The sequence below is a fragment of the uncultured Gimesia sp. genome (assembly GCF_937919775.1).
In the GTDB taxonomy this organism is placed as follows: Bacteria; Planctomycetota; Planctomycetia; order Planctomycetales; family Planctomycetaceae; genus Gimesia.
In genome coordinates, this window is record NZ_CALFPF010000428.1 from 13,860 (window position 1) to 39,972 (window position 26,113).

A 26,113-nucleotide genomic window follows, 5' to 3' on the forward strand; every position below is an offset into this window, starting at 1 on the left:
CACCCCAGATTCTACCAGATAGCACCGGCCCCGTAATAACTGAATATCCACCAGTCCCCGGAACAGAAATCGTGACAGAACAATCACAGGCACACACGGATCAACCACGACGAGGACATTATCGTAGGGGCGGACCCATGTGTCCGCCCGCAGGGTTGAGATCTTTGTGATGAGGCGTGCGAATGGTTTGCGAGGTTCCGTTGTGAGGGTAACGTAGTCGAACGTCGCCAGGCGGGTCGCCACATGGGGCGCCCCCTACGAGGTGAAATCGTTGTCCAAGGTGAGGTAGGGGCGGACCCATGTGTCCGCCCGCAGGGTTGAGGGCTTTGTGATGAGGCGTGCGAATGGTTTGCGAGGTTCCGTTGTGAGGGTAACGTAGTCGAACGTCGCCAGGCGGGTCGCCACATGGGGCGACCCCTACGAGATGAAATCGTTGTCCAAGCTGAGGTAGGGGCGGACCCATGTGTCCGCCCACAGGCGCAGGGAAGACGATGGAATTTGTATTTGACGGTTGACGGAAGTGTTGGATTCATCTGGATGGCAATGTTGCATACCAGATTCGCCCCCTACGCCAATAGTCGTTCGACGACGTTTCCCGAAACGTCGGTCAGTCGGAAATCGCGGCCCTGGAAGCGGTAGGTTAGTTTTTCGTGGTCGAGGCCGAACAGGTGCAGGATGGTGGCGTGCAGGTCGTGGACGTGGACCGGGTCTTTGGTGACGCCCCAGCCGATCTCGTCTGTTTCGCCGATGACCTGTCCCCCTTTGATGCCGCCGCCTGCGAGCCACATGCTGAAGGAATACGGATGATGGTCGCGACCCGTGACTGTCTTGAAGTTGGCGCGGTTTTCTCCCAACGGCGTCCGTCCGAATTCGCCTCCCCAGACGACCAGTGTTTCATCAAGCAAACCACGTCGTTTGAGATCTTTCAGCAGAGCCGCGATCGGTTGGTCGGAGATTTTTGTGTAACGGTTCAAGCCGCTGTCCAGCGAACTGTGGTGGTCCCAGGTCGATAAAAACAAAGTCACGAACCGCACGCCGCGTTCGACCATGCGTCGCGCCAGTAAACAGTTTCGGGCGTACGAACCTTGAAAACCGGACTCATTACTCTTTGAGGCTTCTTCGCGCGTGACCCCGTATTCTTCCAGCGTTGCTTTGGTTTCGCCCGACAGATCCAGCAGTTCCGGTGCCGTCTGCTGCATGCGGAAGGCGAGTTCGTAGGCTTTGATTCTGCTGGCAATTTCCGGGTTGCCAATCTGGTCAAAACGCAGGCCGTTCAATTCGTTGATGGTCTGCAGGCTGCGCATCTGTGCCGCCTCTGAGATTTCCGGCGGGTTGGCCAGGTTCAACACCGGACTTCCCTGATTGCGAAACAGCGTGCCCGCGTATTGCGACGGCAGAAAACCGCTCGACCAGCTGGAGGCCCCGCCCGGCAAGCCGCGTCCCAAAGTCGCAAGTACCACGTAACCGGGTAAATTCTGCGATTCGCTGCCTAAACCATAATTGAGCCACGAACCCAGTGTCGGTCGTCCCTGCAGATCCGAACCGCTGAGCATCATGAGCTGGCCGGGCAGGTGGTTGAACTGTTCACAGTGCATCGAGCGAATCAGAGCGATGTCATCCACACACGTACTGAGGTGCGGCAGCAGGTCAGACAGTTCCATGCCACACTCGCCGTAACGTTTGAATGTGCGCGGGCTCCCCATCAGCCGGGCCGCCTCTTTCTGGATGAAGGCGAACTTAATGTCTTTCAGTAACGACTCGGGCATCGGCTGGCCGTCGAGTTCGTTCAACTTTGGTTTGGGATCGAACAAATCCATCTGACTCGGCCCCCCTTCCATGAAGAGATAAATACAACGTTTCGCACGCGGTGCGATGTGTGCCAGTTGCTGAGGCACTTCGCCGGCGAGTAAGCCATTGTCTTTCATCAGCGCCGCGAGAGCGACGGTTCCCAGACCGCTGGCACCGGTGGCAAAAAACCGCCGCCGATTCAGTGTCGCCAATGGATTCATTTCGTTGTTAAGGGAAGGAGGCAGCATATTCAGTCTCGCGTGATAAATTCGTCCAGGTTCATAATGATGCGCGCCACTTGAACCATGGCGGTGAGCCGGGGGTTGTCGGTCTGGGTTGCGTCTTTCGTTTTCGTTTCCGCTAATTGCAGCAGGTCCGCGTAAGCAGCGCTGAGAAATTCCTGTTCCCGTTCGCTGACCGGTCGGGAGAGACAGCGCAGATACATTGTTTGCACAGCCGCGGGAAAATCATCGGGATACTGCTCATCCATCTGCCGTCCCAGGGCCTGCGCGCTTTCAAAAAACATGGGTCCGTTCAGCAGCGTGAGTGCCTGCAGTGGTGTGTTCGAGCGTTCGCGTCGGCTGCAGGAAACGGTGGCATCGGGGGCGTCAAACGTCATCAGCATCGGATAGGGAACCGTCCGTTTAAAGACGATGTACATGCCCCGCCGATAACGCTCGCTCCCCTGACTGGCGGGCCATTTCACACTCCGCCCGACATCGGTCACAAACGCCGGCAGCGGCGGACGAATGCCGCGACGACCAATGGTGCGGTCGAGCAGCCCGCACGCGGCCAGATGAATATCGCGGACGATCTCAGCTTCGAGCCGAAAACTGTTTTGCCTCCAGAGCAGCAGGTTGTTGATATCCCGCGGATTGGAACTGGCGTTTGCCGCGGACGACATGCGGTAGGTGGATGACATGACGATCAGGCGAATCATCGCTTTACGGCTCCAGTCCCGCTGTTTGTACTCGGCTGCGAGCCAGTCCAGCAGAAGTGGATGCGTGGGCGCTTCCCCTTTGGTGCCGAAATCGTTGGGGGTCGCGACCAGCCCGCGGCCGAACAAATGCTGCCAGATCCGATTGACGGCCACGCGCGGCGTGAGTGGATTGCTGTCCTGAAATAACCATTGCGCCAGATCGAGCCGGTCGGGCGTCTGATCTCGCGATGACAGGTCGGGCAGCACGAAAGGCGTGCCCGGTTTCACCTGTTCGCCGGGTCGATTGTAAATGCCGCGCACATGGATAAAGGTGTCCCGCCGGTCTTTGGTTCGTTCTGTGAACACCGGCGCTTTCGTCGCAGGGGGAGTTGGTTTGGTTTCCAGGAGTTTTCCCAGTTGCGTATTTACTTTGTCCCAGCCCGCTTTTTTCGTTTGATAAAAAGGGGCCAGCCGTTTCAGGTCGGACGCTTTTTTAAAGCCGTTCAGGATCTTATCCCGCTCGGTTTTCTGTTCCGGCTTGAGGTCTGCGAGTTCGTACTCTTTCAGACGGGTTTGCAGTTCGTCATAAGCGGGCTGCCATTTTTCGCGGGCCTGTTCGTATTCGGTGACTTCCCACTGGTTCTTGACCGTCACCGTCGCGTCGTTGGCATTATTGAAGAAGGCGTAAAGCTGATAGAACTCCTTCTGCGAAACCGGATCGTGCTTATGGTCGTGACATTCCGCACAGCCAAACGTGAGGCCCAGCCAGACCATACCTGTCGTATTCACGCGATCCACGATTTCTTTCGTGCGATACAATTCCAGATCAACGCCAGCTTCCGTATTACTCAACGTGTTCCTGTGAAAGCCGGTCGCGATTTTCTGCGACACGGTCGGTTTCTCAAGCAGGTCTCCCGCCAGTTGCTCGATCGAAAACTGGTTGAAAGGTAAATCCTGGTTGATCGCATCGATGACCCATTCGCGATAAACCCAGGCATGCTGTCGGATACTGTCCCCCAGGTAACCGTCACTGTCCGCATAGCGGGCCAGATCCAGCCAGTAGCGGCCCCAGCGCTCGCCAAAATGGGGAGACGCTAACAGATCATCGACCAGCCGTTCATAAGCGCGTGGATCTTCGTCGGAAACAAAGGCTTCGACCACGTCCGGCGTAGGGGGTAAGCCCACGAGATCAAAATACAAACGTCGAATGAGTGTACGACGATCTGCCTGCGGGGCCGGTTTGACCCCGTTCAGTTTGTGTCGGGCCGCGACAAACGCATCGATCGGATTTCGGATCGGGAATTGTTCGGCGGTCGCGATGTCTTGAGGAACGGAGGGACGTTGCAGCGGCTGCAGTGACCATAAGACCGGTGGTTGAATTTCGAAATCCGCGGGCCAGGAAGCGCCGGCTTTGATCCAGCGACGAATGGTCGCGATCTCATTTTCAGAGAGAGGGGGTGCGTCGCGCGGCATCTCGGCGGTTCCGTCTGTCGGAGTGATCAGGTCGAGCAGATAACTCGCTGAAGGATCGCCGGGGTCAATACTCGAACCACTCTCACCCCCTTTGTCCGCCGCTTGAGCCGAATGCAGTGAGAGGCCCCCTCTGCGAATGCGGTCATTGTGACAACTCAGGCAGTGACGATGTAAAATCGGAGCCACATCGCGCTGAAAGTCGACCGGTTCCGCACTGAAAGATTTTCCACCGGATGCCAGCAGCAGGTACATCAATGTCGCTGTGAGAGCGATGCGGTATTTCAGGTCAATCATTTCTTTAACTGACTTTCAACCTGTGGGAGTGAGCCGTCGCTTGTTCATATTTAAAAATCAGCGAGAGCGGCTAAAATCTTAAATCGGTTTCGATGGTTGTCTGTTTTGAATCAGCGTCGGGGCTCACAAAGGAGAGAAGATCTATTCTAATCTTGTGCCGACCTCAGTTACAACCCCTTGATCAGACTCCTACCCGTGTTTTCTTTGATGATCGTCGCGTTTCCCTGTCATGATCAGTGAAAACAGGGAAATATTGTGAGTGACCGGGTGGCTTTCACTTCCATCAATGGTACAATTTTATTGTGAAAATTGGCTTCTGACTTACGCGCTCCCTCTCAAACCAATGAAATTCCACCATGAAAATCATCCTGCAACTCGTGCTGCTGCTCTTCGTATCAACCGGCCCCCTTTACGCTGACGAACGGCCGAACATTGTCTTTTTCTTCGCCGACGATCAGACCACCAGCACAATTGGATGTTACGGCAACCCGGTCATCCAGACGCCGAACATCGACGCACTGGCGGCGCGGGGGACGCGATTTGAAAACGCCTATGTCAGCCAGGCGATCTGCTGGGTCAGCCGCACGACGATTCTGACCGGCCTGACAGGACGCAGTTACGGCACTCCTTCCAATCCCGAACTGGCACGCCCCGATGCGGTCGAGACCTTATACTCCGACATCCTGCGCCAGAACGGTTATCGCACCGGCTACTTTGGGAAATGGCACGCGAAGATGCCGCCAGGATATCAAAAGGAAAAACACTTTGACGAATTTGAAGCGATCAGCCGAAACCCCTATTACAAAAAGCAACCGGACGGCAGCCTGCGACACGAAACAGAACTGATCGTCGATCGGGGTATTGCGTTTGTGAAATCGCAGCCGAAAGACAAACCGTTCGCGTTGAACATGTGGTTCAATGCCTGTCACGCGGAAGACGGCGACCGCCGCCCGGGCATTGGTCATTTCCCCTGGCCTCGCGCCGTTGATGGAATGTACGAAGAGACTGTAATTGCACCGCCCCGGCTTGGTGATCCGGCGATCTTCGACGGTCAGCCCGATTTTTTGAAAACGACGATCAACCGCGAGCGTTATTTTTGGCGCTGGAATACCGATGAGAAATATCAGACAAACATGCGTGCGTACTACCGCATGGTCAGCGGCATCGATGGCGCGATCGGCCGTTTCATGCAGGCGCTGGAAGCAGCCGGGCTGGCTGAGAATACCATCATCGTGTATTCCGCCGACAACGGCTATTATATGGGCAATCGCGGTCTGGCCGGCAAATGGTCGCATTATGAAGAAGCAATCAAGGTGCCGCTGATCGTAGCTGATCCGCGTGTTCCCCAAAACCAGCGTGGCAAAGTCACCGATGCGCCGGCGTTGAATCTGGATCTCCCGGCGACCTTTCTCGACTGGGCCGGCGTTGAAATTCCCGCACGTTATCAGGGGCACAGTTTGAAGCCGGTTGTCGACAACGGGAAACCAGCCGACTGGCGGACGGAAACATTTCACGAACACTTCGCCGTCCGCAATCGCATTCCCGCCTATGAGGGTTTACGCAACGCACAATTTAAATACGTGCGCTACTTCGACCACGGGAATCACGAATTTCTACACGATCTGAAACATGATCCCGATGAACTGGTCAATCTGGCCGGTGATCCGCAGCATGCGAAAACGCTGGAGGAAATGCGAAATCGGACGACCGACCGCGTCAAAGAACTCGGCGGCCCGCTCGATCCGCTCAAAGGTGAATTCACCGCGTCAACCGTTCCTCATCCGCGCGCCTCTGCAGCGGTCGGCACGCAGCCGGACAAAGAGGGTTTCGTCCGTGTGTTTGATGGCAAAACGCTGCGTCACTGGGACGGTGACCCGCAGTATTGGTCCGTCGAAGAGGGCGCCCTCACCGGCAAGACCGACGGCACGTTGAAGATGAACCGTTTCATTACCTGGAAAGATTCGACGATCCGCAATTTTGATCTGCGCGTGAAGGTGAAAGTCACCGCCGGCGGTAACAGTGGCCTGCAGTATCGCGGCATGTCGCGGCCTGATCTCGGTCTGGACATCGTGACCGGTTATCAATGTGACGTCGTCGCGAACAATCCCAACTACAACGGAATGCTGTATGAAGAACGGGGCCGCCGCATCCTGTCACACACCGGCGAAAAAGTGATCATTGCCCCCGATGGTCAACCGTGGGTCATTGAAAAAATGCCCGTCAAAGAATTTGCGCCCGACGAATGGCACGACTTCCGCGTGCTGGTGCAGGGAAATCATCAAGAGCACTGGATTGACGGTCACAAAACGGCCGATCTGATCGACCTGGATGAAAAGGGACGCGCCCTGGAAGGCGTGCTGGCGGTGCAGGTTCATGTCGGCCCTGCCATGAAAATTCAATACAAGGATTTCAAGATCAAACACCTGCCCGACGACCTCCCGCTGCTGAAAGCGGAAGATCATCCCATCCCCGCGAAAGCATACGGCGTGCAGCCTCAGGGACGATTGCCCAAGAACTGGAAGCCCCCTGTTTACGGCGAGCGTTGAGCTTCGGAATCGATCAGGTTAATTTCAGGGTGATTCGCTGATGAGATGTTTTCGCAGGAAAACTTCGACGAGTGCGTTTCGTTCGTCGTCAAAAAATTCCGGCCCGCCATGCGCACCGCCATGAATGACTTCAAATGTGACATCGAGATTGTGTTTTTTGTACTCGCCTTGCAGCTCATGCGACTGATTGATGGGCACCTGCGGATCCTGATCACCGTGAATCAGCAGCAGTGGAGGATCACTTGTATCGACGTGAAACACCGGACTGGCCAGTCGGGCCAATTCCTCTTTTTTCTCCGGACGATCTCCGAGTAATAACTCCAGGGCAGGTACACGCACACTCAATCCATGCGGAGTCGACTGATCGAGAATCGTCATGAAGTTCGTCGGACCATAATAATCGACAATCGCCTGCACACTCGAAGATTCCTGATCGAACTCACCCAGATCCCCCTCCAGCTTCTGATGCTGGTTCGATACTCCCGTCAACGCCACGAGATGACCGCCGGCTGACGAACCGAGGATGCCGATCTTCTTCGCATCATAACCAAACTTCGCTGCCGAGCCGCGCAGAAAACGGATTGCCGCTTTGATGTCATGAATTTGCGCCGGAAATTTTGCAACGGGCGAGAGACGATAATCGACGCTGGCAACGGCAAATCCATGTTGTACCAGTGAGATCAACGGCATCGGTGATTTGGAACCGGCCCGCCAGGCACCGCCGTGAACCCAGACGAGAAGCGGCGGGTTCTTTTTCGATTGAGGCAGATACAGATCCAGCAGCAGCGGCTGGTTTTCAACCGTGGCATACTGGATATCATTGATGCGCTGAAATGATTCCATAGCAAAGCTCCTGACAGGGACGAACATCAGCAATAAAACCAGAAACTGGCTCAAACAGCAGCGATTTCTCATCGAAAAGTCTTTCCGTCTGCAGGCAAATTCCCGTTCAAATCTCGCCTCTATTATAGTCATACGCCCCTCTGAAAAACACCAGCCGCAGTACAGACCACGCCTGCGGGTCAGGTTGCTGGGAACATGGCGACACTGGAAACGCCCCCACCTGAAGGACCAACGCCTATCCCTCGTGGACACATTCTGTTCTGATGTCGGCGAGACAAGTATCAAGATGTTACTTCAAAATATTTAAACAATTTTATCAAATTTCATACAATTACTGGCACTTTGATATTTGCGAATTTCCATATATTGATAATATAAATCTACGGATGCAGGGTAGCATACGTGTTTAAAGTAACTTCATTTTTTGGAGATTGAGTGATGGCTAAGTCTAACAAGATTGGGCAAGATGCCAAGAAACAACCAAGCACACCAGCAACCGGTGCCGGCAAACCAGCTGCCAAAGGCAAAGGCGCTAAGAAGAAATAAACTGCTCAAGACATAATAGCCACAACGATAATCCCTCCGCTTTCTCTGTAAAGTGGGGGGATTTTTTTTGGGTGGCTATTCGCTTAAACCGCCCCAAAGTCTGAAAAACAGCACAAATCCTGAGAGTTTCTTACTTCGTCGGCGGTTTGACTGCCGTAAGCAGACAGGCCGCAATCAACGCTAATCCTGCTCCCCAGCCAAACGCAACCAGCGGACCGAACTCCTGGTACAACGCCCCGAAAATCAGACTGGATGGCAAGGCGGCCACTCCAATCGAAAAGTTGTACCAGCCGAACGCCAGCCCTTTTCGCTCCGGGCTGACGAGATTGGCCACGAAGGTTTTCTCCGCCGGTTCAGTGAAGGCATAGAACACGCCATAAGCCAGGAAGAGCGCCCAGGCGTGCCAGGCGGCTGTTGCCAGACCGAAGGCGATGTAGACGCCCGCATAAATAAACCAGCCGATGAACATAGGCTTGCGAGGGCCGATTCGATCCACAAACTTGCCCACCAGCAGATTGCCGCCGCTTTTGACGATGTGAAACACAAACCAGAGCAGCGGCAAGAAGGTCGTAGGCACACCGAGTTCCCCGGCCCGGATCAGCAGAAAAGCATCACTCGAATTGCCCAGCGTGAAAACTAGGAGTGTCAGTAGATACAACCGAAAATTGCGGTCAAAAGGCTTGAGCGACAGTTGGAAACGTGTTTCTGTCTGTTCGGTCGCTACGGTTTCTTGCAGCCCCATCACCAGCATTCCTACGACGATCAATCCCGGCAGCAGTGTCAGCAGGAAAAGCATTCTGAGTTCACCCGGCCAGAACCAGAGGAACGCGGTTGCCAGGAGCGGCCCCACGGCGGCCCCCAGGTTGTCCATCGCCCGATGAAAACCAAACGCACGGCCTCGAAAGTCCGGAGTGGTCGAATCGGCTATTAAGGCATCGCGCGGTGATGTGCGGATCCCCTTGCCGACCCGGTCAGCGGTGCGGGCAAAAAACAACTGCCACGGAGCGGTCACAGTTCCGATGACGGGGCGTGAAACGGCAGCCAGTGCATAGCCGAAGATCACGAAACCTCTGCGTTTGCCAGCGCGGTCCGTCCAGGCCCCTGATCCTAGTTTTAGAAGACTGGAGGCAGACTCGGCCACACCTTCGATGATCCCTAAGTAAAAGCGGTTGCCTCCCAGCACCGTGATCAGGAACTGCGGCAACAGCGGGAAGATCATCTCGCTGGCGATATCGTTCAGACAGCTTGCCCAGCCAAGCAGCTTGACGTTGCGAGGCAGACTCTGGTGAGACGTGGGCGCGGGCTCAGTCGTTTGTGGCATCAAGGCATTTCTCACCATTTGTGTAGAGTGTCAGTCAATCACCTGCGGCCGCAATGTCGTTTTACGTGGTGGCGATTATAACTTAAGCTCAACTTCCAGCCTAGGAACCCACATTCACAACTGCCAAGATCATCGCACCGTTTTATGAATTTTGAATTAACGCCTCTGTGGCCCGCTTGAATTGCCCCGCAGATAAAGCGATATTTCGAATATATTTCTCTGCGACCGCTGATTACTCGAAAGGTGCGATAGATCGTGAAACGATTTTCCCTGCTGACTGCCGCCCTGACCTTCTCGGCACTCCTGTTTGCGCAACTCCCCGTCCAGGCCTGGAACTTTGCCGGGCACAGGATCATTGCATCCATCGCTTATGATCAACTGGAACCCGCGGTTCAGGCAGCAATGGTGGAATTGCTGAAGCAGCATCCCCGGTTTGAGCAAGATTTTCAGTCGGGAATGCCGGACGTCATCAAAACAGCGAGTCCGGAAATCCAGAACCGCTGGATCTTCATGCGTGCTGCCACCTGGCCGGATATCACCCGCAGTTTTGATGAAACCAACCGTGAAAAGTATCATCACAGCACATGGCATTACATCAACCAGCCGATTTATCTTGATCTCGCGTCGGAACAAGTATTGAGTCGTGCACTGCCCGCGAATATCGCGACCTCAATTAAAGCAGGGGACGATCGCCTGCAGTTTAATATTCTACAGGCGCTGGAATATTGTGTGGCACAGATGAAAAACCCTGCCGTCAGTCAGCCCGACAAAGCCGTTTATCTCTGCTGGATCATGCACTTGACCGGCGACAGTCATCAGCCATTGCACTCGTCCGCCCTGTTTACGAAACAGACGTTCCCCGAAGGTGACCGGGGCGGCAACAGTATCCGGATCGGCAAATCCAATCTGCATTCGCAGTGGGACGGTTTACTGGGAAACAGTTTCAAGTACTCGGACATTGTCGGTCAGGCGGTCGGCATCGCCCGTGATCCGGCGATGAAGCAACTCGGCGAGCATGCGGCGCAGCAGATGAACTTCTCCGCCTGGATCGATGAAAGCCACGCTCTGGCAAAAAGCGATGTTTACACACCACCGATTCTGGAATCCGTCAAACAGAGCGATTCTGATCGAAGCGAACTGAAGAAATTTCCGTCGCTGCCGGCAGCCTACTATCAGAAAGCAGGCACGCTTGCAGTGAAACGCGCCGCCCAGTCAGGCTGGCGGCTGGCAGAAGTTATTAAAAGCGTACAGTAATATGGTGGCCATCGTCCCGTTTACGTTTCCGGCGGGGCTTTCGGTTGTTTGATCTTCCACCAGACGACCATCAGCGAAGGAAAGTCATCCCCCTTCACCATTCCCTCCACGACAATCAACTGATCCCCTCTCAACCGGTAGACGCACGGCTGCACGGTCTGTGACTTGAAACCTTTTTTCGCGCCTTCCAAAACCTCTAACTCATAATATATGAGCAACTTTAAATCATCGACCCGCTGCAGACGATACTTTGCCTGCTGTGCATGAACCAGTTTGCCGTTTCTGTCATAAACGTTGACCTTTGATATTTTCTGGTCTAACTCCTGCTCGATTCTGACCGGCGCCCCTTTTCCATCCTGAATGTTCCGCATCCATTTCCCTTCCACCAGTGAATAATCTTCTTCCGGAGCGGGTTCTGCAGAAAATGCGGTCGTGCCCCAAACCAGAACCATGATGAATAGAATCACCTGTTTCATTTTGCTCTCCCTTGATTCAGATCAAACATATTTCCTGATCGCCAGCCAGTCATAACCAGCAGACATCGCAGGATAGTTCGAATTTTAGTCACAGGTTAAACATAGGAGAATAGAAACTTGATTTATGAAATCAGTATGAAGGGTATGTGAAGTGAGGCTGGAAATGCCTGAAAGTCTCTAGAGATCAAAATGCGGTTCCACAGGGATGACAGCTGGCAGCACGAATCAAAGGCGAAGTGAAACGGGAAGTATTCTGATCAGAGTCGGTTTACCATCATCAGCAGCGGAAGAAAGGCGAGGGCGAGAATCGCGACCAGGATTAAGGCCAGCAGCCCGAGACCAATCACAACTGATTGCTGTTGCGGGATAATACCGGAATGCACTTTCCTGCCAGCAAGATCCGTCTCGCAGCCGCAGTTCAGACAGCGATAACCCCCGACCATCCACTGGCGTCTGGTTTTCGTAAAGGGAGACTGAAATTGCGGGAACGGCTCGCTGCAGTTCGGGCAGATTTTACTACGTCCCATTCCGAATAAAGACCACAATGAGATCATTACCAGGAACGGAAGAAATACATTCAGCAAAATCCATATTTCATTCATTACTGATTCCTAAGGTTGAAGTGATTCAGCACCCGCTCTTTCCGTTTCGTTCTATTCTTTTGCCGATTATCCAAGGACATCTATGTTTCCCGCATTCTGCAACCCTATCTGAATGACACTGCGTTTGTCAATCTGCAAATATTAATGATCGTGCTTCATCACCCTGAATTCATCTGCTGCAGAATCCGCACGGTATCGCGGGCTGCTTTATTTGGTTTGAGCGCAGTAGCAGCGATGCCGGAAACCACTCTGGTGATATTGTGATCGACCTGACCGGGTTGAAGCCACACCGATCCGGGGGGTGAGGTCATATAAACTGAGAATGTATGATGTCCCGTGCCCGGGCGTTCGCCGATGATGTGCAGAATCGCGCGGTTACCCGAGAGACCGCCAAAGAGTAATTCGCCGATCCGATACCCCGCGCGGACCCGTCCCGACTGCACGACGATATTTCGTTCCGCCGAAGCATAACCGGTCGCCTGCAACTGCTGCCTGAGTTCTGTGAGAAACGGTTCCAGATGACCTTCATCCATAATCGACAGCGCATTCAAACCATCGGAGATCACGATTTGCACATTGAACTGTTCCGCATAACCGTGGCGCAACTGGCGAATTTTTTCTGCGGAGGTTTGTGAAAGCTGTTCGCCGGAAGTCGGATGCAGAATGTATTCGAGCCGATCGGTGGATCGGGTCATGACAGGCACAACCCCCGGCACATGGGAGACGAACTCGGGAGTCAGCTGAGCCCAGATGCTTTTTTTCGCGTCCTGATAAATCTGGTCGATTTCGATTTTCAGCGCAGGTTCCAGCTCTGAAGGTTTTTGTCCATACCCTTCCGCGATAAACACGCCCCGATTACGCACTTCGGCTAACTGCTGGCGACCGGCGTGGAGAATGGCCTCGTCACTCCGCATATCCCCTTTCTTGCGTCGATACTGCAGATATACCCAGTTAGGGTCGCCAAAGTGTTTTGTCGGCGCACCGTTCTCGTCGATCACCGCCAGCATCTGAAAGAAGGACCACATCTGGTCGTTCACACGAGTGCCAAACTTCTCGCGAATGCGGACATGATCCTGAAATCCGGTCGTCAGATAACCGAGCATCGGGTCGATCTTGGTCGGTAGCGCCATCAGGTAGGCGGGATTGGCCGGCATGATCTGATCCAGACACCAGTCTAAATCGTCCAGCGAAACGTCCATGTGCAGGGTCGAACAGACATCCAGGCCAATCGTCAGGCCGTGCAGTTTGCCCATCACGATGTCTTCCAGACAGCAGCGGACCAGTTGTTCGCGCGTCCGAAAAACTTCCGGCCCGATAAAGCCGGCGACATCGTTCAGATGCACCCAGGGGGCAGGCGTTTTACCGGCGGCCTGTTGTGCTGCGGCGACTTCGTGCGTCAATACACGGGCGAAACCGTACTTACGCGACTCGTGCAGAACCATGTCAAAACCATGACTGTGCCCATTGGTGAAGTCGGCCCCCTGCCCGGTTTCGAAGTACAAAGCATATTGTCCCGTGCGCGAACGGGCATAATCACGCATTTTTTTGAGGCTGATGTCAAACGTTTTGTTCGCGTCATCACTGCCCGCGATACTTTGAAACCAGAGTGCCGTACTGCCGGGGCTCTGGCGTTCCACTTCCGCCTGCACATCAATATGCGACAGCACACAGTGGGGCATGATGTCTTGAATTCCAAACGTCACCAGCAGATCGCGAAGTACCAGTTCCACCGCCCGTACCGACTCAGGCTCGCTGGAAACCGGATTCGTCCCGAGTACCACATCGCCCACCGCATAAGACCAGCCGTCGAGGACCTGCCAGAAGATGTCGTCCAGGTTGTCGGTCGGCGAATTGGGTTGAATGCGTGCGCCCAGATAACCCCGGGCCCCGATGCGGCTGCCCGGCAGTGTATTGAATATCTTGGAACCGACGGCGATCAGTTCCCGCTGACTCATCAACTTGACCACACAGCCGATCACATCGCTGGAGAGCCCTTGAGAGACCTGTTTAATCGTGGCTTCATTTTTTGTCAGCAGCAGTTGTTTTAATTCACCGAGAGTCAGGTTCGAGGAATGTGCCGTTGCATCAGGCGACTGCCCCTCGACGATCAATTGATGCAGTTCGTCCTCAAAGACGGGATGGGCATTCAGGTCTGAAATCCGGGTTCGCTCGATCAGCGTCCGCGCGTGACTCCGGGATGTTTCATCCACGGCTGCGACGCCGATGATCTGATCCCCCTCTTTGAACTCATTTGCCGCACCGAGTAGTTGACGATAAAGCTGTGGATCGAAATCCCCCTTCACGCGGCGAATGTACCCAAAGAGGTCTTCGCCGTCACGAACCTCAGTAATCGAAATACCAGCCCCGTTAGTTTCGTCGGCAGTCACTCTTTTTGCCTGAGCCAGCGAAAGCGTCAGGGCAAAAGGGCCGCCCAGCATCGCCTGCACGAAATCACGTCGGTTCAACTGCATGGTCTCGCATCCTGTCTGAAAACCTTCGAACCTTGAATGCAGAGACAGCACTCCCTGATTCGCAATGTATTAAATCGTTCAACTGCATTTATTGTATCGTTTTGAAAGCGATAGGGACCAGTATTAATTGAGGGAGTGCAAGAATGGTTTCATTTAAAACACTTAAATATCGAAGTTCATTGTTGACACCCATGAAATATTATATATTATGCATAATGCATTATAATTGAGGTTGGCTGAAAAGCCGTCCTAATTAAATTCCATTCTTTTCAACAATTCACGTTGGCCATGACTTCAATGAATACTTCCGCCCCGCTTTCGCCTTATCGTTTAAATGTCGGATCACTCAGGCTGGATATCTTCAGTCAGATACTACTGTCTATTTTTACAGGTGGGTATCCGGCGGGAACGCGTTTAAAAGTACAACATCTGGCGGATCATTTTGGAGTGAGCAGTACTCCAGTCCGGGAAGCGATTGTGGAATTGACGGGAATCGGTGTCGTCGAATTATTCCCCAACCGGGGAGCGGTTGTCGCCCCTCTGGGAATTCCCGAAATTCGCGAAATCTATCACATCCGCAGAATCCTGGAAGTGGAGTCGGCACGCTGTGCCTGCGATTGCCCGGACCTGAAACTGCTCGAACAACTCGCTACTGAAACGAAAGTGCTGCAGCAGGCCAGCCGCGACGAAAACTGGAGTGTACTCTGTTCTGACATTGATAGAAGAACACACATCGCCATTGTCGAGGCATCCGGCATTTCCCGGCTGAAAGCGGAACTGAATCGTTACGATCGTCTGATGCATATGATCAGAGTGTTGTTAAAAGACTGGGGACCATACACGGACCAAATTCTTACGGAACATGTAGAGATTTTGGAAGCTTTGATCCATCGAGATCAAGACGCAGCGGGAAATGCAATGTCGCGTCATCTGGAAGCAACCTGCAACCGTGCCATCGAAGGTGTTTTTATCCATGGTCTCCCCGAGTCGCCATGATCGAGTTTTTAAGATTGAACTACCTGAGTTTATTTTATTTTTAAATAGATAATTCGTGATCCAGATCAATTCAGTCGACGCTCATTTTCATCTTATTCAACATGCAGGGCTGAGACGACATTTTTTCAAAGGAGACGCTCATGTTACGCCGGAATCGAGGATTTACGTTAATTGAGTTACTGGTGGTGATTGCCATTATTGCAATTTTGATTGCCCTGTTATTACCTGCCGTACAGCAGGCTCGTGAGGCAGCTCGCCGTTCGAGTTGTAAAAACAATCTGAAGCAGTTGGGTTTGGCCTTACACAATTATCACGAGGCCCACAGCCGATTCCCCCCCGGCATGATCTATCGCCAACCGAAACGAACCCCATTTTGTTTGTTTTTGTTTCCCTACATCGATCAGGCAAACCTGTATAACCTTTATGACCACAACTCATCCTGGCCGACAACCGCGTTAAAACCAGTACGGACTGCACCTATCCCAACCTGGCAATGTCCCAGTGATCGAGAGGCAGTCATTCTTGACACGGCGGCATTGTGGGGAGATCCTGGTGCAAGTATTAAAGGAAATTATGGCGTCAACTGGGGTAGAAATACATGGATCAGTCAAGGTAAGGCATCCCCGTTCAATAATTTCTTTGGAGCAAAATTCCGCGATCTGACCGATGGAACCAGCAATACACTGGCGATGATGGAAATGCTGAAGCCGGTGAGTACTGCGAAAGAATATCGCGCCTGGATTTGGAATGACGAGCCTGATGCCTATCCGCTGATGACGCGCGTCGGGCCAAACAGCAGTTCACCAGACCTTACGGTATTATGCATCAACGAGCCGGGACGTTTGCCGTGTTCGGGAGGCAACGGCACAAGTTCCAGTGTTGCATCGCGCAGTATGCATGTAGGTGGTGTTCACGTTCTGATGTGCGACGGAGCGGTCCGATTTGTCTCTGAAAATATCGATCTTGGCACCTGGCAAGATTTGAGCAGCATGGCCGGGAACGAAGTCATTGGTGAGTATTAGCACGCTTGCTTCGTTTGATCTCAATTTGAAAACGGTGGGTAGGAAATGGTTCCTGATTTTCCATTCCTGCCACCCTGAATGCTTCAACCATAAAATAAATTTAGCGCCACACCGAGCCGACTCTTAGTCGATCAGGCTCGCTGGCTTCAAAGGACCAGAAATGATGATACCAAAGCGCTTGCTCTGCCTGTGTGTATTCTCTCTGCTCGTAATCACGCTGCCGGCGTGTTCTAGTTCAAGTAGCGGTAATGGAAAAGTTGCAATTGCCGGGACCGTTTCCGTGAATGGGGAGCCGCTCGACACGGGGTTGATTACATTTATCCCAGTGGGGAAGGGAGTTGCTGCAGGAGGAAAAATTGTCGAAGGGCTCTACCAAATTGAATCCTCAGCAGGACTATTTCCAGGGGAATACAAAGTAGAAATCGATTCCAAAAAGCCCACCGGAAAGAAAGTCCCTGAGACGATTGGAACTGGTATGATTGACGAATATGCGAGTGTTATTCCAGAAAATTATAATCGAAAAACCGAATTGAAAGTTCAGATTCAGCCAGCCGACAACAAGCACGATTTTACGTTGGTTACTGGAAAGTAGGCAGTCCCTGCCGATCAGCTCATCAACGGAACTGGTAAATCATACAAAATAAACAAGATCGCAATGGGATCATCTCTCCCGGTGATTTATATTGGTAAAGTGAAGCGACTGTTGAAGTGCAACCAGAACCAAACCAGCATATCGACGATCACCTGGCCAGTTGCACTGTGAAATCCAAGGAGTGACTGATGGGCTTAAATTTGAATCTCAGTCCGAGATTCTTAAACAGGGAAGCAATGAACCGTATGCTCACGCACGGTTGCCGTTGTTTTCAGCAAAGCATACATTTGATGCGAGGGTTTCATAATCGTTCGCAGCTTTATCTGTTGACTCTGATCACGCTAACTATCTGTACTCCACTTGCTGCGGCGGAGACTGCCGTATTAAAGCCGGAGACAGTTGTCGGAGAGATGATCCGAAAGACCTGCATTGACTGCCACAACGCTGACACCACGGAAGGCGGGTTGAACTTGACGCTCGTCGCCTGGAAGCTGGATGACGCAGAAGTACGTCGGCGCTGGGTCAAGATTCACGACCGCATCTCCGCAGGCGAAATGCCCCCCGATGCGAGCGATCTTCCGAAAGAGGATCGCCAATCGCTCCTCAAGACGCTCGCAACGGCGATTGATAATTCCGACCATGCCGCAGTTCTCGCGGAAGGACGCGGCCCGCTGCGTCGGTTGACCCGTCGTGAGTACGAACAGAATCTGCGCGATCTGCTCGCACTGCCGCAGCTTGATATTCGTGACATGCTGCCGGGGGATCGGGAAAAATTCCACTGCAATAAAGTCGCAGAAGCGCTCGACATTTCCCGCATCCAGCTGGACGCGTATCTCGATGCCGCCGATATGGCGCTGCGACAGGCGGTTGCCTCGGGAGTGAAACCGCGTCCGCCAGTCCACGAGCGGTTGCCGGCCACACGCATGTTTGAAAGTGCGAACACATACGGTGAACGCGAAGCGATGTTTTACGCAAAACATTCGCAGATGATTCCGCTCTCAGGCGCAGACCTGTCGCGTATGCGCAAAGAAAATAAACACGACCCGGAAATAGAACTGGCGATCTTCCGTTCTGCCTCGTGGCCGTATTACGGATATCCCGACATTTTCAAAGCGGTCGAACCGGGCGCGTACCGCATCCGTTTCTCCGCCCGCGCTGTCCGCCAGATGCGGGACTTCAGTTTGAAACCGGCCTGGGATTCGATTCCAATGAACTTTCGCGCCCGGAAACGTTCGGGACCCGACGTTTCGGGGGACGTTCGCGCCACGGGCGACACGCTCGACATTCAACCGGAAGTGGCCGTTTATGAAACGATGATTCGTCTGAAACAGAATGAGACATTTGAGTACAGCCTGCTGGGTCTGCCGGTTCCGCGGGCGATCAATCCGCCCAACGCGCCGTTGTACTATGATTTCCCCCCCATGCCGGAGGGAGGTCATCCGGGGATTGCCTTTCAATGGCTGGAGATTACCGGTCCGATCGATTCCGAAACGTGGCCGCCCCCCTCTCACAAGCGTTTATTTGACGACCTTGCCATTCGCCCTGCGACGAAAGGCGAGCTGGCTGTCGAACTCATCTCTGAGAAACCGGAACAGGACGCAGTGCGTCTGTTGCACCGATTCATTCAGCTGGCCCAGCGACAACCCACGCCTGCTGAGGTGATCAAGATTTACGAACGACTTGTGCTGGACGAACTCCACAGCGGCGCACCGCTGGCCGAAGCATTACTGACCGGTTACAGCGCGTTTCTCTGTTCGGGTCAGTTCCTGTACCTGCCGGAACCTCAACCCGCTTCCACAAACAGGCAGTATGCCATTGCGGCGAGGCTGTCTCACTTTCTGAGCAATACGCGCCCCGATGCCATACTGTTGTCGCAAGCGGAACAAGGCAAATTACTCAATGCGGATACGTTGCAAGCAGAAACCAACCGCCTGATCGAAGCGAATTCGTTTGAGAACTTCATAACGGATTTCACCGACTACTGGCTTGCATTGAAAGACGTCCGCCGGGATGAACCCGATGTTCGACTTTACCCGGAATACCGCTTCGACGATTACCTGATCGAATCGATGGAAGCAGAGACGCGTGCGTTTATCACGGCCATGATTCACGATAACCTGCCAATCACGGCGCTGGTTGATGCGGACTTTGCATTCGTCAATGACCGACTCGCGCGACACTATAATTTCAAACCCGTCAGCGGTTCGGGTCTGCGACGCGTCAACCTTCCTGCCTCAAGCCCTTACGGCGGATTGCTCACACAGGCGGCGATCATGAAAATCACAGCCAATGGTTCCACAACTTCACCGGTCCTGCGCGGTGCCTGGATCATGGAACGCATCATGGGCGACCCACCGCCACCACCGCCGACCTCGGTTCCCGCAGTCGAACCCGACATCCGCGGTGCCACAACGATTCGCGAACAATTAGCCCGGCATACGAAAGACCCGGTTTGTGCCGCATGTCACGCTCGGTTCGATCCGGTGGGCTTCGCGCTGGAGAACTTCGACATCATGGGCGCATGGCGAAACCGCTATCGCAGTCTTGGCAGTGGCGAGAAAGTGACCGGAATCGACCGCGCCGGTCACAACTTTACGTACCATGTTGCCGGCGCCGTTGATGCCAGTGCGCAGCTGAGAGATGGGCGGAAGTTCCACGATATTCAGGAATTGAAAACGATTTTGACGTCAGACCCCAGGCAACTTGCCCGAAATCTGCTGCAGCAAATGACGGTCTATGCCACGGGCACACCAGTCCGGTTCTCCGATCGGCCAGCAATTGAGGCGATCCTCGATCAATGCCGCGAAAATGGATATAGAACACGGGACCTCGTTCACGCTTTGGTTCAAAGCCGGATTTTCCTAGGCACCGATGACTTACAGGCGACAGTCCCGAATTCTGAACAAGTAAAATAAAACGGAAACCAGAGATTCCATTACGATAGCAATGAGATTTTCATGACTGCAAACTGTAATCTGCCACCATCGACGACAAGATTTTCCCGCCGCCGTTTTCTGCGCGGTGCAGGAGTCACGCTGGCCCTGCCACTACTGGAATGCATGACTCAGAAGTCAATCACTGCATCGGGCGAAAACAGGCAGCCGCGACGGATGCTGCTCATTTCAAACAACCTGGGTGTCCTGCCAAAACCATTTTTCCCTGAAACGACGGGAGCCAAATATCAGCTCTCACCCTACCTGCAGGAACTCAAAGAGTTTTCGAACGATTTCACAGTCTTCAGCGGACTTTCGCATCCGTCCTGTGAAGGGGGGCACTCCACCGAAAACTGCTTTCTGACCGGAGCCAGACATCCCACGAGTAGCGGCTTCCGCAATACGATTTCTCTCGATCAGTTTGCTTCGGAACATCTCGGCCGGCAAACCCGTTTCGGTACGCTGAATTTCGGCGTTAATATCGACAAGGCAAACCGCAGCCTGTCCTGGACCCGCGACGGTGTGCTTCTGCCAACCGAAGACAGTCCGGCCAGCATCTTCAAAAAAATGTTCATCCAGGGGAGTGAAACCAGGATCGAACAGCGGCTGCATCAGCTCAAACGGCGCGGCAGTATTCTGGACGCCGTCGCGGAATCGACTCAGCAGCTCAACCGAAATCTGGGACGCAATGATCGGGCACGTCTGGACCAGTATTTTACATCGATACGTGAACTCGAACAGCGACTGGTGACCGCCGGCGAGTGGGAACAGAGTCCGAAACCGAAAACCGACCGGGAACTCCCGCAGGATATCGTGGACCGGGCGCTGCTGTTCGAAAAGTTCGAGCAGATGCTCACCATGGCCACACTGGCGCTGCAATCGGATTCTACCCGGATTGTCACGCTGATGGTGGATGCGTTTGCAACCCCCGTCTTTCAATTGCAGGACACAGAAAAAAGCTTGACCGGCTACCATTCGCTCAGCCATCACGGCATGCGGGCCGACCATCTGGCGCAACTGGAAAAAGCAGACCGCCGTCAGATGTCGCTGTTACGAAAGTCACTGCAAATTCTGGCGAGCGTGCCAGACGAATCGAGTCGTCTGCTCGACAGTACGATGGTCCTGTATGGCAGCAACATGGGGGACGCCAATACGCACGACAACACCAACCTGCCAATTCTACTGGCTGGCGGCGGCTTCCGGCACGGCCAGCACCTGGCCTTCAATCGCGAAAGCAATCCCCCGCTCTGTAACCTGTATGTCAGTATGCTGCAGCGACTGGGTATCGAAGCCGACCGTTTTGGTTCCAGTACGGGAACACTGGCCGGGCTCAAGACTTGAACCAGCATGAATCGTGTCAGGCAAGAATCTCATGCACCACATGACCGTGCACGTCAGTCAAACGGCGATCAATGCCAGCCGTGCGATAAGTCAGACGCTGGTGGTCGATGCCCAGCAGATGTAAAATGGTCGCGTGCAGATCATAACAATAGGTCTTGCCTTCTGCGGTCTGGTATCCAAGCTCATCACTTTTCCCATAACTGGCGCCCGCTTTGACTCCTGCCCCCGCCAGCCAGGTGACAAAGGTGCCTCGGTTGTGATCACGTCCCAGACTTCCCTGCGCGAACGGTGTCCGACCGAATTCAGTCGTCCAGACAACGAGCGTGTCCTCGATCAGACCACGCGATTTCAGGTCCCGAAATAGTGCCGCAATCGGCTGGTCGACATTTGCTGCAATAGGAGGCAATTCGGTTTGAATATTGCCGTGATTGTCCCAGTTGTTGACCGCGCCTTGAGGACCACTCCAGACCTGAACGAAACGCGTCCCCCGTTCCAGCAGACGCCGCGCCAGTAATGCACGCCTGCCAAAATCTTCCGTCACTTTCTGATCCAGCCCATAAGCTGTGTGGGTTTCTTTCGACTCCCGTGTGAGATCGAAGGCTTCGGGCGCACTCAATTGCATTTTTGCCGCGAGTTCCCCCGCAGCGATTCGCGCTTCGAGACGCGTATCATCGGGACGCGGGGCCGCATGTTGTCGATTCAACTGCTGCAATAGCGCGAAGGTGTCTTTGTCGGCTTTTTCCCGCGCGAACGCATACTGGGAATCGGCAAACAGGTTGGGGATCGGCGTCTTGCTGGTCGCATTGACCAGGGTTCCCTGATGTTTGGCCGGCAGAAATCCGCAGCTGAAATTTCCTTTCTGGTTGTAAGGAAGACCGCGCGTATCCGGTAGCACTACAAATGTCGGTAGATTATCCGCAAGATTACCCAGTGCATAAGAGATCCAGGCCCCCATACAGGGAAACCCGGGCAGCATAAAGCCGGTATTCATCATATAACTGGCGGGACCATGCACGTTGGTCTTGGTCGTCATCGCCATCAGAAACGCCAGTTCGTCCACGATCTTCGCCTGATGCGGAAAAACCGTGCTGACCCAGCGGCCGGTTTCACCATGCTGAGCAAATTCGAACGGACTTTTCATCACCGCACCGGCTGCGGCAGTGAAACCTTCGGGTTTTTCTTTGGGCCCCAGCATCTGACCATGCAGTCGCACCAGTTCCGGTTTATAGTCGAACGTGTCCATCGGGCTCGCGCCGCCGTTCATAAACAACTGAATGACTCGTTTCGCCTTCGCCGGATGATGCAAGCCGCCGTTCAGGTTGGAAACAGGTGCTGCCGTCACTTCCTGCCCCAGCCACGAGGCGAGTACCGCCGCGCCAAAGCTGCCTCCCGAATGAGTCAGAAGTTCGCGTCGTGAAATTGGTAGGTTCAACATCGGTCCCCTTGCCCTCTCCGTTACTCAACAAAAAGAAACTCATTGCTGTTCAGGACCAGCCGACCAACGGCTTCCAGTCCGTGTGCGTCAGCCAGTTGCGTCATTTTTTCCAGCTCATCCGGTGTCGGCTCCCGCAACCAGGACCACGAAACAATCTGTTTGATCTGGTCAGGTATTTTCGTTTCTGCTGCTTTCGCCCGCTCTGCAATTTTCTGTGCATGATGCAGGACAAATCGATTGTTCAAGAGAACCAATGATTGCAGCGGTGAAGCAGAAAAGCCGCGAGTCGGCGCCAGTAATCCGAGATCGGGAAAATCCAGCGCGTCCATGAGCGGATCGGGAATCCCTCGCCAGACAACACGATAGATGCTCCGCCTGTGCGCGCCCGGACTATCGAGGTCGTACCGATCGTAGTGCAGGACCGGCGTCACCTGCGGACCGGGGCTCGTCGTAAAATGCGAGACTCCGGGACCGCCCATGGTCAAATCGAGTTGACCACCGACTAACAGAACCGAATCCCGGAAACTATCCGCATCAAGTCGCTGTCGAGACATGCGGCCCAGCAATCGGTTTTCCGGATCGCGTTTCATTAACGGAGCTCCGCAAGCCGACGATTGCCGATACGTTTTACTGTTACAGATCAGACGATGCAGGTGCTTCAGCGAGCCATTCCCGTCACGCAATTCACTGGCCAGCCAGTTGAGTAGTTCGGGATGTGAGGGGGTGCCACCCATGCGTCCGAAATCGTTAGGCGTATCGCAGAGCCCATTGCCAAAGTGATAATGCCATACCCGATTCGCGATACTCCGCCAGGTGAGTGGGTTTCGCGGATCAGCCAGCCAATCCGCGAGTGCCGCCCGGCGTGCCGATTCTGCATGCGATTGCGGTAAATCAAAGCGGGCCGGCAACGGAGACAAAGCCGTCAAAGCACCCGGGCCAACAACGTCGCGCGGCTTTTCCAGGTCCCCTCGTACTAACAGACGAATCTCACGCGGCGTGCTGAATTTCACCATCCCCCGCTCGTTCGCGGCCTCTGCTGCGGCTGCGTAAACCTGCACGTAGGGAGGCAGTTTCTGCAGTTCCTGTTCCGCGTGATGTTGCAAGACGGCGGACGCAAGTTGTGTCTGTTGTTCGGGTGTTCGCGTGGCTGCGGGTGTGTCAAGCACTGCTTCTACCTCCGCGGGCAGTGCGATCACATTCAGATTCGGTGCGTCGGTCGCCGTTAACTTGAAACGCCCAATAATGTGCGCTCCCCCATGCAGTTGTTTCAGTGTGACAACCAGCCGCGTTCCAGGTTCAATGATCAGCGGGCTTTCCAGTTCGAAGACCGCATGATGCCCGATGCCGACTTTCGGATAAATGCCCCAGGCTGTTTTCGGATTTCCATCAATGGCGTGCTGAATGGTCCAGCCTGCCTGATTAAAATCGGCCGTCGCCTGACGAATCGGAATGACCTGCCCTTCCGCTGCATCGGCGGTAAAGGCACGCAATTCAAACTCGGTCAGATGCAGATTCCCGTTGTGCGCCCGCCCTGCCCCCTTGTGAGGCAGTGAGTCGTCCGTCAACAGATCCAGTCGCACTGCAGTGAGAGTTGAGAGTGAAGTCCCCGCTGTTACTACAATCGTTTCCTGATCAGGAGGCGGTCCCGTAGAGAGAATCGAGCCATCGGGCTGACGTTTCAGGTCCGCTCCGTTCGTCGACAGGAAAACGTCCGCCTGCAGAGGCACCCAATGCGGTATTGGACCGCGGGACTGTTCCCATTCCGCGACCAGTTTCAGATTCTCTGGTGTCAACAGGATCTTCGAGTTTTTTTGCTGAGCCGCTGCCTGGATGGTTTTCCAGTGGTCACGCTGGGTCGCGACCGATTGATCCATGTCAAAAGAAAGATCCCCCTTTCCTATCCCGGCGAATACCGCCTGCAGTGCGAAGTAATCGGCTTGCGTGATCGGATCAAACTTATGCGTATGACAGCGGGCACAATTCGCGGTCGTGCTGGCAAAAGCGCCCATTGTCTGCGTCACCAGATCATCCCGGTCAAGATATTCAAACGACTTGGGAGCCGTAGCGGCGGCACTCTGGTCGTATGGCCCCGCGCCGAGAAACCCCAGCGCGACGGTCAAATCGGTCGACTTGGGATAAAAATAATCCGCTGCCAATTGTTCCCTGATAAATTGCGGCCACGGCGTATCACGGTTGAATCGATCGATCACATAATCGCGGTAGCGCCAGGCGTGCGGCCGAAAGACGTCGTGCTCGAACCCATGCGAGTCAGCATAATGTACGGTATCGAGCCAGTGCCGAGCCCAGCGTTCGCCATAGCGCGGCGATGCCAGCAGTCGATCCACGAGACTTTCATAAGCAGTGGGACTTGTGTCTGCCATGAAGGCCTTGGTCTCTTCGACGGTCGGTTGCAGCCCGTGCAAATCAAACGTGAGCCGACGGATCAAGGTGCGACGATCCGCTTCCGGCGATGGTGCTAATCCTTCCTGTTGCAGGCGCGCGTGAATGAATGCATCAATAGGATTTCCGGTGCCATCGCCGGGTACTGTGGGACGCACCAGTGGTTTTAACGACCACCAGTCGGTGTCCGCGATTGGCTCAGACGCGGGTTTAGTGATGCGAGGATCGTGTGCGCCATTTTTGACCCACTGTGCGAGAATCGCAATCTGCTGATCGGAGAGTTTTTTCTCGGGCATTTTCAACTCAGGATCACTGTGCCGCACCGCTTTCACTAACAGACTCTTTTCGGGATCGCCCGGCACTATCGCAGTACCGCGACTGCCGCCGGTTTTCCAGCCGCTCTGCCAGTCCAGCGTCAGATCCCCCTCCATCACACCGGCGGTATGGGAATGGCATTCATAACAATGTTGATTCAGAATCGGCTCGACGGATTCAAGAAAAAATGCGTTATCGTCGGCGAATGCAGGGCCGATCAGTAACAGCCATCCCAATAGAGTTCGCCACATGTACATCGCTTTCATCGGCTCAGCCTCCCGGCAATCTCGTCTGCACACTGCAGGACCTGTTTTCCGATACTGGCAAACATACTCTTAGGCATACGTTTTGACGGAGCCGAAACCCAGACGACGGCGAGCAAATTCTCATTGGGCCCCAGAATGGGTGCCGCGACGCAGTGAATACCTTCATCGGCTTCCGCATAATCGGTCGAGTATCCTCGACTGCGAATCCGCTCGCATTCCGTCTTCAAGGCCTCCGGCTCTGTAATCGTGTGTGGCGTATCCGCCGTTAACGGTATCCGAT

Annotated in this window: 17 protein-coding genes; 7 read left to right on the forward strand and 10 right to left on the reverse strand. The window is 54.1% G+C overall.

Translation table 11 applies throughout. The features are described from left to right. Positions 1–566: 566 nt before the first annotated feature. Together Q0294_RS11755 and Q0294_RS11760 are read right to left on the reverse strand one after the other, a co-directional pair. On the reverse strand, positions 567–2,036 hold the full coding sequence (locus Q0294_RS11755) for a DUF1501 domain-containing protein (protein ID WP_299465217.1): 1,470 nt from the start codon (positions 2,034–2,036) through the stop codon (positions 567–569). 2 nt (positions 2,037–2,038) lie between these two features. Next, the gene (locus Q0294_RS11760) at positions 2,039–4,474 is read right to left on the reverse strand and encodes a PSD1 and planctomycete cytochrome C domain-containing protein (RefSeq protein WP_299465220.1); all 2,436 of its coding nucleotides are present in this window, start codon (positions 4,472–4,474) and stop codon (positions 2,039–2,041) included. A 356-nt stretch (positions 4,475–4,830) separates the two neighbouring features. Here Q0294_RS11760 and Q0294_RS11765 point away from each other — a divergent pair, with 356 nt between their 5' ends. Then, on the forward strand, positions 4,831–7,020 hold the full coding sequence (locus Q0294_RS11765; protein WP_299465223.1) for a sulfatase-like hydrolase/transferase: 2,190 nt from the start codon (positions 4,831–4,833) through the stop codon (positions 7,018–7,020). A gap of 24 nt (positions 7,021–7,044) precedes the next feature. Here Q0294_RS11765 and Q0294_RS11770 read toward each other — a convergent pair whose 3' ends face one another. Both Q0294_RS11770 and Q0294_RS11775 read right to left on the reverse strand, forming a co-directional pair. Then, positions 7,045–7,863, reverse strand: a complete 819-nt coding sequence (locus Q0294_RS11770) for an alpha/beta hydrolase (protein ID WP_299465226.1) — start codon at positions 7,861–7,863, stop codon at positions 7,045–7,047. A gap of 676 nt (positions 7,864–8,539) precedes the next feature. Then, on the reverse strand, positions 8,540–9,730 hold the full coding sequence (locus Q0294_RS11775; RefSeq protein WP_299465229.1) for an MFS transporter: 1,191 nt from the start codon (positions 9,728–9,730) through the stop codon (positions 8,540–8,542). 255 nt (positions 9,731–9,985) lie between these two features. On the opposite strand from Q0294_RS11775, the gene Q0294_RS11780 reads away from it, so the two are divergent. Beyond that, entirely contained in the window at positions 9,986–10,984 is a 999-nt protein-coding gene (locus tag Q0294_RS11780; protein ID WP_299465232.1) for a S1/P1 nuclease, read from the forward strand. Positions 10,985–11,004: 20 nt separating this feature from the next. Here the strand turns inward: Q0294_RS11780 and Q0294_RS11785 are convergent, their stop codons facing one another. The 3 genes from Q0294_RS11785 to eutB all read right to left on the reverse strand — a co-directional run bounded on the left by Q0294_RS11785 (position 11,005) and on the right by eutB (position 14,533). Continuing rightward, entirely contained in the window at positions 11,005–11,460 is a 456-nt protein-coding gene (locus Q0294_RS11785) for a hypothetical protein (RefSeq protein ID WP_299465235.1), read from the reverse strand. A gap of 257 nt (positions 11,461–11,717) precedes the next feature. Continuing rightward, positions 11,718–12,062, reverse strand: coding sequence for a hypothetical protein (locus Q0294_RS11790; protein WP_299465238.1), 345 nt, complete (start codon positions 12,060–12,062; stop codon positions 11,718–11,720). A gap of 158 nt (positions 12,063–12,220) precedes the next feature. Continuing rightward, complete coding sequence (gene eutB, locus Q0294_RS11795) at positions 12,221–14,533, reverse strand: ethanolamine ammonia-lyase subunit EutB (RefSeq protein WP_299465241.1); 2,313 nt, start codon at positions 14,531–14,533, stop codon at positions 12,221–12,223. Between the two features lie 297 nt (positions 14,534–14,830). Here eutB and Q0294_RS11800 point away from each other — a divergent pair, with 297 nt between their 5' ends. From Q0294_RS11800 to Q0294_RS11820, 5 genes are all read left to right on the forward strand, one after another. Next, positions 14,831–15,529 (forward strand): GntR family transcriptional regulator, encoded by a 699-nt coding sequence (locus tag Q0294_RS11800; protein ID WP_299465244.1) that lies wholly within the window; start codon positions 14,831–14,833, stop codon positions 15,527–15,529. Positions 15,530–15,669: 140 nt separating this feature from the next. Beyond that, positions 15,670–16,551: a DUF1559 domain-containing protein gene (locus Q0294_RS11805; RefSeq protein ID WP_299465246.1), complete on the forward strand. Its 882-nt coding sequence runs from the start codon at positions 15,670–15,672 to the stop codon at positions 16,549–16,551. Between the two features lie 160 nt (positions 16,552–16,711). After that, positions 16,712–17,143, forward strand: coding sequence for a hypothetical protein (locus Q0294_RS11810; protein ID WP_299465249.1), 432 nt, complete (start codon positions 16,712–16,714; stop codon positions 17,141–17,143). A gap of 290 nt (positions 17,144–17,433) precedes the next feature. Further along, complete coding sequence (locus tag Q0294_RS11815) at positions 17,434–20,058, forward strand: DUF1588 domain-containing protein (protein ID WP_299465252.1); 2,625 nt, start codon at positions 17,434–17,436, stop codon at positions 20,056–20,058. 42 nt (positions 20,059–20,100) lie between these two features. Continuing rightward, positions 20,101–21,417, forward strand: a complete 1,317-nt coding sequence (locus tag Q0294_RS11820) for a DUF1552 domain-containing protein (protein WP_299465255.1) — start codon at positions 20,101–20,103, stop codon at positions 21,415–21,417. A 16-nt stretch (positions 21,418–21,433) separates the two neighbouring features. Here Q0294_RS11820 and Q0294_RS11825 read toward each other — a convergent pair whose 3' ends face one another. From Q0294_RS11825 to Q0294_RS11835, 3 genes are all read right to left on the reverse strand, one after another. Then, positions 21,434–22,852, reverse strand: coding sequence for a DUF1501 domain-containing protein (locus Q0294_RS11825; RefSeq protein WP_299465257.1), 1,419 nt, complete (start codon positions 22,850–22,852; stop codon positions 21,434–21,436). Between the two features lie 20 nt (positions 22,853–22,872). Then, positions 22,873–25,833: a PSD1 and planctomycete cytochrome C domain-containing protein gene (locus tag Q0294_RS11830; RefSeq protein ID WP_299465260.1), complete on the reverse strand. Its 2,961-nt coding sequence runs from the start codon at positions 25,831–25,833 to the stop codon at positions 22,873–22,875. Then, positions 25,830–26,113: IclR family transcriptional regulator C-terminal domain-containing protein (locus Q0294_RS11835; protein WP_299465263.1), on the reverse strand; the 284-nt coding region annotated here is incomplete at its 5' end. The genes Q0294_RS11835 and Q0294_RS11830, both read right to left, overlap by 4 nt.

Coding starts and splice junctions, on each gene's coding strand:
- Q0294_RS11760 (WP_299465220.1), bottom strand. CDS start 4,474: ATGATTGACCTGAAATACCGCATCGCTCTCACAGCGACATTGATGTAC.
- Q0294_RS11800 (WP_299465244.1), top strand. CDS start 14,831: ATGAATACTTCCGCCCCGCTTTCGCCTTATCGTTTAAATGTCGGATCA.
- Q0294_RS11770 (WP_299465226.1), bottom strand. CDS start 7,863: ATGGAATCATTTCAGCGCATCAATGATATCCAGTATGCCACGGTTGAA.
- Q0294_RS11755 (WP_299465217.1), bottom strand. CDS start 2,036: ATGCTGCCTCCTTCCCTTAACAACGAAATGAATCCATTGGCGACACTG.
- Q0294_RS11815 (WP_299465252.1), top strand. CDS start 17,434: ATGCGAGGGTTTCATAATCGTTCGCAGCTTTATCTGTTGACTCTGATC.
- Q0294_RS11810 (WP_299465249.1), top strand. CDS start 16,712: ATGATGATACCAAAGCGCTTGCTCTGCCTGTGTGTATTCTCTCTGCTC.
- Q0294_RS11825 (WP_299465257.1), bottom strand. CDS start 22,852: ATGTTGAACCTACCAATTTCACGACGCGAACTTCTGACTCATTCGGGA.
- Q0294_RS11775 (WP_299465229.1), bottom strand. CDS start 9,730: ATGCCACAAACGACTGAGCCCGCGCCCACGTCTCACCAGAGTCTGCCT.
- Q0294_RS11785 (WP_299465235.1), bottom strand. CDS start 11,460: ATGAAACAGGTGATTCTATTCATCATGGTTCTGGTTTGGGGCACGACC.
- Q0294_RS11805 (WP_299465246.1), top strand. CDS start 15,670: ATGTTACGCCGGAATCGAGGATTTACGTTAATTGAGTTACTGGTGGTG.
- Q0294_RS11790 (WP_299465238.1), bottom strand. CDS start 12,062: ATGAATGAAATATGGATTTTGCTGAATGTATTTCTTCCGTTCCTGGTA.
- eutB (WP_299465241.1), bottom strand. CDS start 14,533: ATGCAGTTGAACCGACGTGATTTCGTGCAGGCGATGCTGGGCGGCCCT.
- Q0294_RS11765 (WP_299465223.1), top strand. CDS start 4,831: ATGAAAATCATCCTGCAACTCGTGCTGCTGCTCTTCGTATCAACCGGC.
- Q0294_RS11820 (WP_299465255.1), top strand. CDS start 20,101: ATGACTGCAAACTGTAATCTGCCACCATCGACGACAAGATTTTCCCGC.
- Q0294_RS11830 (WP_299465260.1), bottom strand. CDS start 25,833: ATGAAAGCGATGTACATGTGGCGAACTCTATTGGGATGGCTGTTACTG.